At 69.2% G+C, this 13,433-nt stretch carries 11 protein-coding genes; 6 read left to right on the plus strand and 5 right to left on the minus strand.

Going from position 1 to position 13,433, the window contains the following annotated elements:
• Positions 1 to 11 precede the first annotated feature (11 nt).
• The 5 genes from ACFYYN_RS04775 to ACFYYN_RS04795 all read left to right on the plus strand — a co-directional run bounded on the left by ACFYYN_RS04775 (position 12) and on the right by ACFYYN_RS04795 (position 6,207).
• Positions 12 to 1,046 carry an ABC transporter permease gene (locus tag ACFYYN_RS04775; protein ID WP_500544665.1) on the plus strand — a complete coding sequence of 345 codons (1,035 nt, stop codon included), beginning with the start codon at positions 12 to 14 and terminating at the stop codon, positions 1,044 to 1,046.
• Between the two features lie 86 nt (positions 1,047 to 1,132).
• Positions 1,133 to 2,914, plus strand: a complete 1,782-nt coding sequence (locus tag ACFYYN_RS04780; RefSeq protein ID WP_500544666.1) for an ABC transporter substrate-binding protein — start codon at positions 1,133 to 1,135, stop codon at positions 2,912 to 2,914.
• Positions 2,915 to 2,994: 80 nt separating this feature from the next.
• On the plus strand, positions 2,995 to 3,972 hold the full coding sequence (locus tag ACFYYN_RS04785) for an ABC transporter permease (RefSeq protein ID WP_500544667.1): 978 nt from the start codon (positions 2,995 to 2,997) through the stop codon (positions 3,970 to 3,972).
• A gap of 37 nt (positions 3,973 to 4,009) precedes the next feature.
• On the plus strand, positions 4,010 to 5,101 hold the full coding sequence (locus ACFYYN_RS04790) for an ABC transporter ATP-binding protein (protein ID WP_500544669.1): 1,092 nt from the start codon (positions 4,010 to 4,012) through the stop codon (positions 5,099 to 5,101).
• Between the two features lie 35 nt (positions 5,102 to 5,136).
• The gene (locus tag ACFYYN_RS04795) at positions 5,137 to 6,207 is read left to right on the plus strand and encodes an ABC transporter ATP-binding protein (RefSeq protein ID WP_500328048.1); all 1,071 of its coding nucleotides are present in this window, start codon (positions 5,137 to 5,139) and stop codon (positions 6,205 to 6,207) included.
• A 226-nt stretch (positions 6,208 to 6,433) separates the two neighbouring features.
• Here the strand turns inward: ACFYYN_RS04795 and ACFYYN_RS04800 are convergent, their stop codons facing one another.
• From ACFYYN_RS04800 to ACFYYN_RS04820, 5 genes are read right to left on the minus strand one after another with little or no spacing between them, the layout of a single operon-like run.
• Entirely contained in the window at positions 6,434 to 7,483 is a 1,050-nt protein-coding gene (locus ACFYYN_RS04800) for an ABC transporter ATP-binding protein (protein WP_500544670.1), read from the minus strand.
• Positions 7,467 to 8,492 carry an ABC transporter ATP-binding protein gene (locus ACFYYN_RS04805; protein WP_500544671.1) on the minus strand — a complete coding sequence of 342 codons (1,026 nt, stop codon included), beginning with the start codon at positions 8,490 to 8,492 and terminating at the stop codon, positions 7,467 to 7,469. Before ACFYYN_RS04805 ends, ACFYYN_RS04800 begins: the two co-directional genes overlap by 17 nt.
• Complete coding sequence (locus ACFYYN_RS04810; protein ID WP_500544672.1) at positions 8,492 to 9,493, minus strand: ABC transporter permease; 1,002 nt, start codon at positions 9,491 to 9,493, stop codon at positions 8,492 to 8,494. Before ACFYYN_RS04810 ends, ACFYYN_RS04805 begins: the two co-directional genes overlap by 1 nt.
• A complete protein-coding gene (locus ACFYYN_RS04815; RefSeq protein WP_500544673.1) occupies positions 9,486 to 10,409 on the minus strand; it encodes an ABC transporter permease in 924 nt (307 codons plus the stop codon). The genes ACFYYN_RS04810 and ACFYYN_RS04815 overlap by 8 nt, the downstream gene beginning before the upstream one ends.
• 5 nt (positions 10,410 to 10,414) lie before the next feature.
• Entirely contained in the window at positions 10,415 to 12,043 is a 1,629-nt protein-coding gene (locus tag ACFYYN_RS04820; RefSeq protein WP_500544674.1) for a peptide ABC transporter substrate-binding protein, read from the minus strand.
• A gap of 409 nt (positions 12,044 to 12,452) precedes the next feature.
• Here ACFYYN_RS04820 and ACFYYN_RS04825 point away from each other — a divergent pair, with 409 nt between their 5' ends.
• Positions 12,453 to 13,433, plus strand: a complete 981-nt coding sequence (locus ACFYYN_RS04825) for an ABC transporter permease (RefSeq protein ID WP_499513760.1) — start codon at positions 12,453 to 12,455, stop codon at positions 13,431 to 13,433.

Genomic DNA, 13,433 nt, shown 5'->3' on the forward strand with positions numbered 1-13,433 from the left:
GGCAGATGACCATGTCCAGTCCGAGCACGGCCGCGAACCGGCCGGAACCCGTTCCGGCAGAGGCGCCGGCGCCCGCCCCCGTCGAGGGCACCGGCAAGGAACCCTCCGAACTCGTCGGGCGCTCCCCGGGCCGGCTCGCCTGGATGCGCTTCCGCCGCGACCGCACCGGAATGGTCTGCGCCGGCGTCGTGCTCTTCTACCTCGTCGTGGCGCTGGCCGCGCCGCTGATCTCCAAGGTGTACGGCAAGAACCCCTACGAGCTGTACGGCCAGGACCTGGGCCTGCTCAACAGCTACGGGATCCCGCTCAAGCCCAACGGCGGCATCGACGGCGACTTCTGGTTCGGGCTCGAACCCCAGCTCGGCCGGGACGTGTTCACCCTGCTGATCTACGGGATCCGCACCTCGCTGGGCATCGCCCTCGCCGTGACCACGGTCTCCGTCGTCGTCGGCGTGCTCATCGGGCTCGTCCAGGGGTATCTCGGCGGGCGCACCGACTACCTCGTGGGCCGGTTCTCGGACCTGATGCTGTCCTTCCCGCAGCAGCTGTTCTTCATCGCCTTCACGCCGGTGATCGTGGCCCTCTTCGTCTCCCCGCGCGACGAGGAGCCGACCTACGTGCGCATCGCGGCGCTGGTCATCGTCCAGTTCGTCCTCGGCTGGATGAGCGTGGGCCGGCTGGTGCGCGCCCAGGTGCTGAGCCTGCGCGAGCGCGAGTTCATCGAGGCCGCGCGGATCAGCGGCGCCTCGTCGGCGCGGATCATCCGCAGGGAACTGCTGCCGAACATCTGGTCCACGATCCTGGTCCAGTCGACCCTGCTGCTCCCGGTGAACGTCACCGCCGAGGCGGGCCTTTCCTATCTCGGCGTCGGAATCCTGCCGCCCACCCCGGACTGGGGACTGATGTTCCAGCAGGCCGCGGCGTACTACGAATCCGACGTCACCTTCATGTTCTTCCCCGGCATCGCCATGGTGATCTTCGTGGTCGCCTTCAACCTGCTCGGGGACTCGGTCCGGGACGCACTCGATCCCAAGACCGTGCGCTAGGTGTCCAAGCCGCCGCGCCGGGCCCCTGTGGGGGGAGACCGGGCGCGTCGGTATCCGCAGTTCGGTTCACTGACAGGCAGGGATCAATGAGAATTCGCAAGGCGCGTTACGCCTCCGCGTTCCTGGCGTTGGGGGCTCTGACCCTGTCCGCCGCATGCAGCAGCGGTGGCGGCGGGGGGACGGGCACCGGCGGCGGCGAGGGCAAGCAGGCCACCGTGCAGAACTTCGGCATCGGCACGGCCGCCGACTCCAAGGGCCCCGCCCCGGAGGTCCCGGGGGCCGCGAAGGGCGGCACGGCGTACGACCTGGACCAGGCGGGCTTCGACTACCTGGACCCCGGCCAGCAGTACGTCAGTGACCAGCTGTCGGTCCAGCTGCTCTACAACCGCTCGCTGACCGGCTACAAGATCGACGCCAAGACCGGCAAGACGATCCTCGTGGGCGACCTCGCCACCGACACCGGCAAGTCCTCCGACGGCGCGAAGACCTGGACCTTCACCCTCAAGGACGGCCTGAAGTTCGAGGACGGCACCCCGGTCACCTCCAAGGACGTCAAGTACGGCATCGAGCGGCTCTTCGCCGACTACCAGACGCAGGGCCCGCAGTACATCCAGAAGTGGCTCTACGGCGCCGACTACCGCAAGGCGTACACCGGCCCGTACGAGGGCAAGGAGATCCCCTCCGACAAGATCGACACCCCCGACGACAAGACCATCGTCTTCCACTTCCTGGAAGCCCACGCCGACACGCCCTACGCGGCCGCGATGCCCAACATCTCGCCGGTGCCCAAGGCCAAGGACGACAAGCAGAAGTACAACAACCACCCGGTCGCGACCGGCCCGTACAAGATCGCCAGCTACAAGCCGGGCAAGGAGCTGGTCTTCGAGCGCAACACCAACTGGGACCCGAAGACCGACCCGATCCGCAACGCCTACCCGGACAGCTGGAACTTCCAGCTCGGCATCGCCGAACCGGGCCTGACCAACCGGCTCGCGGCCGAGGACGGCAACGACAAGTACGCGGTGAACCTGTCCGGCTCCTCCGACCCGTCGAAGATGCAGACCCTGACGACGGACGCGCAGTACAAGTCGCGGACGGTGAACCAGTACCAGCCGTACGTCGAGGTCATCAACATCAACACCAAGCGGATCACGGATCCGAAGATCCGCCAGGCGATCATGTACGCCTTCCCCATGACCCAGGTCCAGCAGGCCTTCGGCGGCGGCGCCCAGGGCGAGCTCGGCACCACCCTGATCAGCCCGACCGTGGCCGGCTGGAAGAAGTACGACCCCTTCGGCAAGCTCGACAAGCCCACCGGTGACGTCGACAAGGCCAAGGAGCTGCTGAAGGATGCCGGGGTCACCGGCAAGGTCAAGCTCTCCTACGCCTACGCCAACACCCCGCGCTGGCAGAACGTGTCGCTGACCATCGAGAAGGCCCTGGAGAAGGCCGGCTTCGACGTCCAGCGCAAGGCCATCGACCCGACCTCGTACTACACGGTCGTCGGCAAGCTCGACACCCCGTACGACATCTACCGCACCGGCTGGGGCGCGGACTGGCCCAGCGCCTCGACCGTGGTCCCGCCGACCCTGGACGGCCGCAACCTCGCCGACGGCACCAACAACTACTCGTTCCTCAACGACGAGCACGTCAACTCCGAGATCGACCGCATCCTGGCGATCACGGACATCAACAAGCAGAACGACGAGTGGCGGACCCTGTCCGAGTACGTGCTGAAGAACGACACGTCGCAGATCCCGTTCATCTTCGACAAGTACTTCAACATCCACGGCTCGGGCCTCGGCGGCGTCACCTACAACGAGGTCTACGGGACCATCAACCCGAACACGATCTTCGTCAAGCAGTAGTCCCCGCGCAGACACGCCGGTCCCGGCCTCTCCCCGGGCCGGGACCGGCGCCCCGACGGAACCGACGGAGAGCCTGACCCATGCTGCGTTTCCTGGTACGCCGTGTGCTGGGCGCGCTGGTCATCCTGCTGCTGATCAGCGCCATCACGTACTTCCTCTTCTTCTTCCTGCCCTCCGACCCGGCGCTGCTGTCCTGCGGCAAGAACTGCAGCCCGCAGAACGTGGCCCTGATCCGCAAGAACCTCGGCCTGGACCTGCCGATCTGGACCCAGTACTGGCACTTCATGGTCGGCATCTTCGCCGGCCGCGACATGCCCATCGGGTACTGCCCGGCGCCGTGCTTCGGCTACTCCTTCGCCGACCAGCAACCCGTCTGGGGCACCATCGCCGACCGCTACCCGACCACGCTGTCGCTGGCGGTCGGCGGCGCCACCGTCTTCCTGTGCGTCGGCGTCGGCCTCGGGCTGATCTCCGCCTGGCAGCAGGGCAGGGCCTTCGACCGGATCGCCAGCGGCGTCTCGCTGGTCGGCAACTCCGTGCAGATCTACTTCCTCGGACCGATCGCCATCGGCCTGTTCGCCAGCAGCTGGCACCTGCTGGACCGCGGACACGACCCGGACTGGTCGCACGACCCGTGGGGTTCGGTGCAGGGGCTGATCCTGCCCTGCATGGTGCTGTCGGTGATCTTCTGGTCCAACTACAGCCGGCAGACCCGCTCGCTGATGGTGGAGCAGATGTCCGAGGACCACATCCGGGCCGCCCGCGCCAAGGGCATGTCCTCCCGCTACGTGTTCCTGCGGTACGCGCTGCGCGGCGCCGCCGCCTCCATCATCACCATCTTCGGCATCGACCTGAGCGCGGTCCTCGGCGGCGCGATCATCACCGAGGTCACCTTCGGACTGCACGGCCTCGGCCTGCTGTCCGTGCAGGCCGTGCTCCGCAGCGACCTGCCGCTGGAGATGGCCGTGATGCTGATCGGCGCCACGATCATCGTCGCCTGCAACATCGTCGTCGACGCCGCCTACGCCCTCATCGACCCCCGGATCAGGCTTTCGTGAGCCGGGACGCTCCCCGGCACGCAGAGGAGAAGCACCGTTGAACATCCTCACCAAGACCGAGGCGGGGCCGCCCGGGCCCGGGGACCCCGCGCCGTCCGGGCCGTTCCTGTCGGTCCGTGACCTGTACGTGCAGTTCGCCACCGAGGACGGCGTGGTCAAGGCCGTCGACGGGCTCTCCTTCGACCTGGAGCGCGGCAGGACCCTGGGCATCGTCGGCGAGTCCGGCTCCGGCAAGTCGGTCACCAACCTGGCGGTCCTCGGTCTGCACAACCCCCGCAACACCACCATCCGCGGCGAGATCGTGCTGGACGGGCAGGAGCTGACGGGCGCCCCCGAACGGACCCTGGAACGGCTGCGCGGCCGGAAGATGGCGATGATCTTCCAGGACTCGCTGACCGCGCTCTCCCCGTACTACACGGTCGGCCGGCAGATCGCCGAGCCGTACATGAAGCACATGGGCGCTTCCAAGAAGGCCGCGCGGGAGCGGGCGGTCGAGATGCTCGCCCGGGTGGGGATCCCGCAGCCGCGGCTGCGGGTGGACGACTTCCCGCACCAGTTCTCCGGGGGCATGCGGCAGCGCGCGATGATCGCGATGGCGCTGGTCTGCGACCCGGCGCTGGTCATCGCGGACGAGCCGACGACGGCCCTGGACGTCACCGTGCAGGCGCAGATCCTCGACCTGCTGAAGGACCTGCAGCGGGAGACGGGCACGGCGATCGTCATCATCACCCACGACCTGGGCGTGGTGGCCAACACGGCGGACGACGTGATGGTGATGTACGCGGGGCGCTGCGTGGAGCGCGGCACCGTGCGCGAGATCCTGAAGACGCCCGAGCACCCCTACTCCTGGGGCCTGCTGGCCTCCATCCCGCGGCTGTCGGCGCCGGTGGACCTGCCCCTGTCCCCGATCCCCGGCACACCGCCCAGCCTGCTCAACCCGCCCTCAGGGTGTCCCTTCCACCCGCGGTGCACCTTCACCGAGGAGGTCGCCGGCGGGCGCTGCGCCACCGAGCGGCCCGGCATCCCCGAGGGCGAGCGGCGCGGCTCCGCCTGCCACCTGGGCCAGGACCGGAAGCGGGAGATCTTCGCCGGGCAGATCCGGCCGCGGCTGGGCGGAGGTGCGCGGTGAGCGCCCCGCAGCAGGACGACACGCCGAGGGAGACCATGAGCCCGCTGCTCGAAGTGACCGGCCTGCGCAAGTACTTCCCCGTGCGGAGCGGCTTCCTGGTCAAGCGCCACGTGGCGGACGTGCGGGCCGTGGACGGGATCGACCTCGCCGTCGCCGAGGGCGAGAGCCTGGGCCTGGTCGGCGAGTCGGGCTGCGGCAAGTCCACCACCGGGCGGCTGGTGACGCGGCTGCTGGAGCCCACCGCGGGACGCATCGCCTACCGGGGCCGGGACATCACGCACGCCTCGCGAAAGGAGCTGGCCCCGATCCGCTCCGAGATCCAGATGATCTTCCAGGACCCGTACGCCTCGCTCAACCCGCGGCAGACCGTCGGGCACATCGTGTCGGCGCCCCTGGAGATCAACGGGATCAACCCGCCGGGCGGCCGCGAGAAGCGGGTGCGCGAGCTGCTGGAGACCGTGGGCCTCAACCCCGAGCACTACAACCGCTTCCCGCACGAGTTCTCCGGGGGCCAGCGGCAGCGCATCGGGGTGGCCCGGGCACTGGCGCTGGGGCCCAAGCTCATCGTGGCGGACGAACCGGTGTCGGCGCTGGACGTGTCGATCCAGGCCCAGGTGGTCAACCTGCTGCAGCGCCTGCAGCGGGAACTGGGGATCGCCTTCCTCTTCATCGCCCACGACCTCGCGGTGGTGCGGCACTTCTCGCACCGCGTGGCCGTGATGTACCTCGGGCGGATCGTGGAGGTCGGCGACCGCCGGGACATCTACGAACGGCCCCGCCACCCGTACACCCACGCCCTGCTGTCCGCCTCGCCCGAGCCGGACCCGGACGAGCGGGAGGCGAACGAGCGGATCCGGCTCGCCGGCGACGTCCCCTCGCCCGTCTCCCCGCCGTCCGGCTGCCGCTTCCGCACGCGCTGCTGGAAGGCGCAGGACAAGTGCGCGACCGAGGAACCGCCCCTGGTACGCCTGGAGGGGAACCGGGAGGGGCACCTGAGCGCGTGCCACTTCCCCGAGGAACCGACGACCGCGGCACGCGGCGAGGACGTCGTCCTCGACCCCGCGCTCGCCGCGGCCGAGGAGACGCCCGCCGACAGGACCCTTTGACCCGGGCCGACAGACGTCTCCGTTCGGAGCCCGACCCGCGCCCACACCCCTGCACCACCGGGCGCGGGTCGTGCCTTTCCGTGGCTCGGTTCGCCTCTGGTGCGCCCCAGCCGACGCCGACGGTCGACCATGCTCGGTCCCTCGTTCCTCGGGACCTCCGCGTGCTCTCCCTTTCGGCACCGGCCGCGCCCCTTCGGCTCACTCGCCGGCCGTGCCTTTCCGTGGCTCACCCGCCGGGCGGCTCGGGCGGCACCACCGTCTTCTCCTCGGCGAAGTGGCACGCGCTGTCGTGCGCCGCCGGGGAGTCCACACCGCGGAACACCGCGGGCACCGCCAGTTCCGGCACCTCCAGCGTGCAGCGTTCCTGCGCCTTCCAGCACCGGGTGCGGAAGCGGCAGCCGGACGGCGGGTTGGCCGGCGAGGGGACGTCACCGCTGAGGATGATGCGCTCGCGGTGCTCGCGCGCCCCGGGGTCGGGCACCGGCACCGCCGACAGCAGCGCCTGGGTGTACGGGTGGGTGGGGTGCTCGTAGATCTGGGTGCCGTCGCCGGTCTCCATGATCCGCCCGAGGTACATCACCGCCACCCGGTCCGAGATGTGCCGGACGATGGACAGGTCGTGCGCGATGAAGACGTAGGAGAGGTCGAACTCGTCCTGCAGCCTCTCCATGAGGTTGACGACCTGCGCCTGCACCGAGACGTCCAGCGCCGAGACCGGCTCGTCGGCGACGATCACCTCGGGCCGCAGCGCCAGCCCGCGGGCGATGCCGATGCGCTGCCGCTGCCCGCCGGAGAACTGGTGCGGATAGCGGTTGATGTACTCCGGGTTCAGGCCGACGACGTCCAGCAGCTCCTGCACCCGGCGGCGCCGGTCACCCTTCGGGGCCACCTCGGGGTGGATCTCGTACGGCTCGCCGATGATGTCGCCGACCGTCATCCGCGGGTTGAGCGAGGTGTACGGGTCCTGGAAGACCATCTGGATGTTCCGGCGCACGGCCTTCAGGGCCCTGCCCGACAACTTGGTGATGTCCTGCCCCTTGTAGAGGATCTGCCCTCGGGTGGCCCGTTCCAGGTGCACCAGCAGCCGGGCCACGGTGGACTTGCCGCACCCGGACTCGCCGACGACGCCGAGGGTCTCGCCCCGGTACAGGTCGAGGTCGACGCCGTCGACCGCCTTCACCGCGCCGATCTGCCGTTTGAGGAGGATCCCCTGGGTGAGCGGGAAGTGCTTGTACAGCCCGCGCACCTGGAGCACGGGCTCACCGCTGGTGCTCACCGAGGCACTCCCTCCAGAAGTGGCAGGCGCTGCCCCGCCGCGCGCTGATCCGGTACAGCTCCGGCTCGTCGGTGGCGCACACCTCCTGGGCCAGGGGGCAGCGCGGATGGAAGGCGCAGCCGGTGGGGATGCGCAGCAGGTTCGGGGGCAGGCCCTTGATCGCGTAGAGCTCCCGGCCCTTCTGGTCCAGGCGCGGGATCGAGTCCAGCAGGCCCTTGGTGTACGGGTGCGCGGGCCGCTTGTAGATCTCGTGGACCGGTGCGGTCTCCACGATCCGGCCCGCGTACATCACCGCGATGTGGTCGGCGACGTCGGCGACCACGCCGAGGTCGTGGGTGATCAGGATCAGGCCCATGCCGTACTCGCGCTGCAGCTCGGCCAGGAGCTCCATGACCTGCGCCTGCACGGTGACGTCCAGCGCGGTGGTGGGCTCGTCCGCGATGATCAGCTCGGGCTCCAGGGCCAGTGCCATCGCGATCATGATGCGCTGGCGCATGCCGCCGGAGAACTGGTGCGGGTACTGCCCGACGCGTTCGCGCGCCGCGGGGATCCGCACCCGGTCCATCAGCTCCACCGCCCTGGCCCGGGCGTCCTTGCGGGACATCCCCCGGTGGACCCGGAACATCTCGCCGAGCTGCTCGCCGACGGTCAGCACGGGGTTGAGGGCGGACAGCGCGTCCTGGAAGATCATCGCCATCCTGGCGCCGCGCACCTTGCGGCGCTCCTCGGCGCCCATGGTGAGCAGGTCCTCGCCGCGGAAGAGGATCTCGCCGCGGGTGACGAACCCGGGCGGCGAGTCGAGGATGCCCATGACGGCCTGCGCGGTCACGGACTTGCCGGAGCCGGACTCGCCCAGCACGGCGAGCGTCTGACGGGGACGCACCGCGTAGGAGACCCCGTTGACGGCCCGCGCGACGCCGTCCCGGGTGCGGAACTCCACGTGCAGGTCGCGGACGTCGAGCAGGGGCGGCTCGTCCCGGGCCGCGGCGGCCATCGTTCCTCCGTCCATCAGCGCAGCTTGGGGTCGAGGGCGTCGCGCACCGCGTCACCGAGCATGATGAAGGCCAGCACCGTCACGCTCAGCGCCCCGGCCGGCCACAGCAGCATGTGCGGTGCGTTGCGGATCTGGGTGGAGGCCTGGGAGATGTCGATGCCCCAGGAGACGGTGGGCGGTTTCAGCCCGACGCCGAGGTAGGACAGGGTGGCCTCCAGGGAGATGTACGTGCCGAGCGCGATGGTCGCCACGACGATGACGGGCGCGACGGCGTTGGGCGCGATGTGCCGCAGCAGCAGACGGGTGGTGCCGGCGCCGAGGGCGCGGGCGGCCTGGACGTAGTCGTTCTGCTTGACGGTGATCACCGAGCCGCGGGCGATGCGGCCGATCTGCGGCCAGCCGAGCAGCACGATGAAGCCCACCACCGGCCAGACGGTGGTGCTGGTGACGACGGACAGGAAGACCAGGCCGCCGAGGACGATCGGGATGCCGAAGAAGATGTCGCTCACCCGGGACAGCACCGCGTCGGCCCAGCCGCCGTGGTAACCGGCGAGGCCGCCGAGCAGCGCGCCGAGCAGGGCCGCTCCGACGGTGGCGCAGACGCCCACGGTGACCGAGGCGCGCGCCCCGTGGACGACCCGGGTGTAGACGTCGCACCCCTGGGTGTCGAAGCCGAAGGGGTGGCCGGGCGCGGAGCCCTTCTGGGAGTTGTCCAGGTTGCAGCTGAGCGGGTTGCCGGGGGCGATGAGCTGTGGCCAGACGGAGATGACGACGAGGAAGAGGATCACCAGCGCGGCGATCACGAAGACCGGGTTGCGCCGCAGGTCCCGCCAGGCGTCCGACCACAGGCTGCGCGGCCGGTCCGCCCCGGGGAGGGCGGCCGGGGCGGGCGGCGCCGTTCCGGGGCCGGGCGCCCGCTCCAGGGTGCGTGCCTCGTCCTGCCCCAGGCCCATGGCGGCTCCCGTCCCGCCGGCCGGCTCCATGGCCTCGTCGGGGTGGTTGCGCGGCTCAGGCATAGCGGATCCTCGGGTCGAGGACGGCGTAGAGCAGGTCCACCAGCAGGTTCGCGAGGAGGAAGACGATGACCAGGATGGTCACGAAGCCCACCACGGTGGCCGAGTCGAGCCGCAGGATGCCCTGGTAGAGCTGGTAGCCCACGCCGTGGATGTTGAAGATGCGCTCGGTGACGATGGCCCCGCCCATCAGTGCCCCGATGTCGGTGCCGATGAAGGTGACCACCGGGATGAGGGAGTTGCGCAGCAGGTGACGGATGATCACCCGGCGGCGCGGCAGCCCCTTGGCGACGGCGGTCCTGACGTAGTCGGCGTGGACGTTCTCCACGACGGAGGTGCGGGTGAGCCGGGTGACGTAGGCCAGCGAGGTCAGGGCCAGCACGAACGCCGGCACGATCAGTTCGTCGAACCGGGCCTCGGAGGAGACCGAGGGCGCGATGAGGTTCCACTTGACGCCGAGCAGGTACTGCAGCACGTAGCCGGTGACGAAGGTCGGCACGGAGATGACGACGAGGGTGCCGAGCAGCGTCGCGGTGTCGGCGGGACGGCCGCGGCGCAGCCCGGTGAGGACGCCGAGGGTGATGCCGATGACGATCTCGAAGAGGACGGCGAGGACCGTCAGCCGCAGCGTGACCGGGAGGGCGGTGGCCAGCAGCTCGGTGACCGGCTGGCCGTTCCACGCCACCCCGAAGTCGCCGCGGAAGATCTGCCCCATGTAGTGCAGGTACTGCTGCCACAGCGGGTGGTCCAGGTACAGGTCGTGGCGGATCTGCGCGGCCGTGGCGGGGTCGCAGGCGCGGTCCCCGCACCGGGCCTGGACCGGGTCGCCGAGCGCGTACACCATGACGAAGATCAGCACGGTGGTGCCGACGAACACCGGGATCATCTGCAGCAGACGGCGGATGACGTACCGTCCCATGGGCGTCAGCTGACCTTGATCTGGTTGTAGACGGGGACGCTGAAGGGGTTGAGGGCGACGGCGGAGAGCCGTCCGGACCAGCCCGCGCTGCCGTTCTGGTACCACAGGGCGATCGCCGGGACCTGCTGCGGCAGGATCCGCTCGGCCTGCTGGAAGGTGTCGACGGCCTTGGCGGTGTCGCTCTCGGCGTTCGCCCGGTCGACGAGCTCGTCGAACCTCGGGTCGCTGAAGTGCGCGTCGTTGGACGAGGCGTCGGTGTAGTACAGCGGCTGCAGGAAGTTCTGGATCAGCGGGTAGTCCATCTGCCACCCGGCCCGGAACGGGTTCTTCATCCGCTTGTTGACGATCTGGTTGCGGAAGTCGGCGAAGGTGCCGACGGGGTCGCCGACACAGGCGTCGTCCTTGCCCAGCGCGTTGTTGATGCTGTTGCAGACCGCGTCGACCCAGTCCTTGTGGGAGCCGCTGTCGGCGTTGTACGTGATCCTCATGGTGCCTCCGGGGAGGCCGCCGCCCTCCTTGACCAGCTGCCTGGCCCGGGCGGGGTCGTAGTCGCACGTGCGGCCGCAGAGGGTGTCGTCGAAGCCGCCGTCCGCGCCGAGCACGGGCGAGGTCCAGTCCCGCGCCGGGATGCGGGTGTTCTGGAAGATCTGCCGGGTGATCTGCTTGCGGTTGATCGCCATGGAGATTCCCTGGCGGAGCTTCTCGGAGTTCTCGCCCGACCAGGCCTTGTCGTAGAGCGGGAAGGCGAGGGTCTGGATGATGCCGGCCGGGGTGTTGAGGTAGCGGCCGTCCAGGTCGCCCTTCACGTTCTTCAACTGGGAGGCGGGGACGTCGTCGACCAGGTCGAGGTTGCCGGCCTGCAGGTCGGTGTAGGCGGTGGTGTTGTCCGTGTAGACCTTGAGGTCCACGCCACCGTTGACGGCCGCGTCGCCGCCCTTGTACCCCGCCCACGTCCGCAGGTGCATGCCCTGGCCCTTGGTGTAGGACTCCACGCGGTACGGGCCGTTGCCGACGGGCTTGCGCAGCCAGGCGGCGTGGTCGGTGAAGAACGCCCGGGGCAGCGGCATGAAGGCGGCGTAGCCGAGGGTGTCGGGCCAGGTGGAGAACTTCTGGTTGAGCTTGACGGTGAAGTTCAGGTCGTCCTGCCTGGTCAGGCCGGAGAGCTTCCCGGCGGCCGGCCTGCCGGACCGAGGGTGGACCTTGTCGTAGCCCTCGACGTACCGGAAGAAGGACGCGTTGATCTGCTTGTTCGTCACCAGCGCCCCGTAGTTCCAGGCGTCGATGAACGAACCGGAGGTGACCTTCTCGCCGTTGCTGAAGGTCCAGCCGTCCTTGAGCCTGATCCTGAACGTCCGCTGGTCGGTGGTGGTGATCGAGTCGGCGATGACGTTCTCGGCGGCCGCCGTCCTCGGGTTGTACTTCTTCAGGCCGCGGAAGATCATGTCCAGCACCTTGCCGCCCTGCACCTCATTGGTGTTGGCGGGCTCCAGCGGATTCTGCGGATCGGTCCACGAGGCGCTGAACACCCCGGAGGCGCCGGTCGAGCCGCCGCCTGCACCCCCACCCCCGCAGCCGGTGGCCACCAGGGCGGCCACGGCCGTGCCGGCGGCCCACCTCGCCGCGCTCCGTCGCATCGGATGCCTCCTCGGGGAGCTCTCTACGCCATGAAGGACACGAGACTCACCATGACATCGCAAACCCGTACATATTGCACAGCGGCTCACCGGCCCGGGGGTTCCCGAGGAGGGACAGAGGGTTTTCCCTATGCGCCGGCCCGTCAATGAGGGTTATCCCGATAGTCGGGTTAAATTTCGACCAAAAAAATAAAGGATCCATCACGACGAACCGGCGCTCGTTGACGCGGCCATAATTCGGTTGCGAAAGTCCCATCAACCCTTCAAGCCCGAGTGGAATGCGCACGACCTGCGCAGACGGCCCGGGTGCAAATGTTTCGGCCGTGCTACACAACTATGTCAGACGCGGCCGGCGAAGAAAGTTCAACCTTGTTATTTGTTCGAAACGAACCGACTGAGAGTGTGAGCCGTGGGCCGTTACCTGCTGCGCCGACTGATCAACCACGTGGCGCTGGTTCTCATCGCGGCTTCCCTCACGTACTTCCTGGCGGCGATCAGCCTCAACCCGCGGGCCAACTTCGCGGGCCGCAACCCCCCGGTGGCCGCGTCCTCGGTGACGGCCACCCTGAACGACTACAACCTCAACCCCGATACCCCGGTCGTGGTCCGCTTCGCCCACTGGGCGAACGGCGTGGCCCACGGGGACCTCGGACGGACCGTCACGGGCGGTGAGGTCAACGACGAGTTCGGCCGGCGCGTCGGGGTGAGCACGCGCCTGCTGCTGATCGCCACCATCCTGGGTTCCATCGGCGGCGTCCTGGTGGGCGCCTGGGGGGCCATCAGGCAGTACCGGACATCGGACCGGGTCACCACACTGGCGTCGTTCTTCGTGCTGGCCATGCCGGTGTTCGTGATCGCGGTGACCTTCAAGCTCTGGGCGATCGACATCAACGACGCCGTGGGCCACAAGGTCATCGAGTACACCGGCGAGTACGATCCCGGCCTGACCGGGACAGGGGAGATCCTCGCCAGCCGGCTGCAGCACCTGCTGCTGCCCAGCCTGACCCTGATCGTCATCCAGGTCGCCCTCTACAGCCGCTACCAGCGCAGCACCATGCTGGACGTCCTCGGGAGCGACTTCCTGCGCACCGCCCGGGCCAAGGGCCTGTCGCGGCGGGCGGCGCTGATGAAGCACGGCCTGCGCACCGCGGTCCTCCCGGTGGTCCCGCTGCTGGTCTACAACGTCGTCCTGCTCTTCACCGGCGCGACCTTCACGGAGAAGATCTTCGGCTGGCACGGCATGGGCGAGTGGCTGGTCAACTCCATCAGCACGAACGACGTCAACGCGGTCGCCGCCGTCGGCATGTTCACGGCGTTCGTGGTCCTGATCGCCGGCCTGCTGTCCGATGTGCTCTACGCGGCGCTCGATCCCCGCGTACGGGTGCGCTGA

Source organism: Streptomyces sp. NPDC001902 (assembly GCF_042891295.1).
Classification (GTDB): Bacteria; Actinomycetota; Actinomycetes; order Streptomycetales; family Streptomycetaceae; genus Actinacidiphila.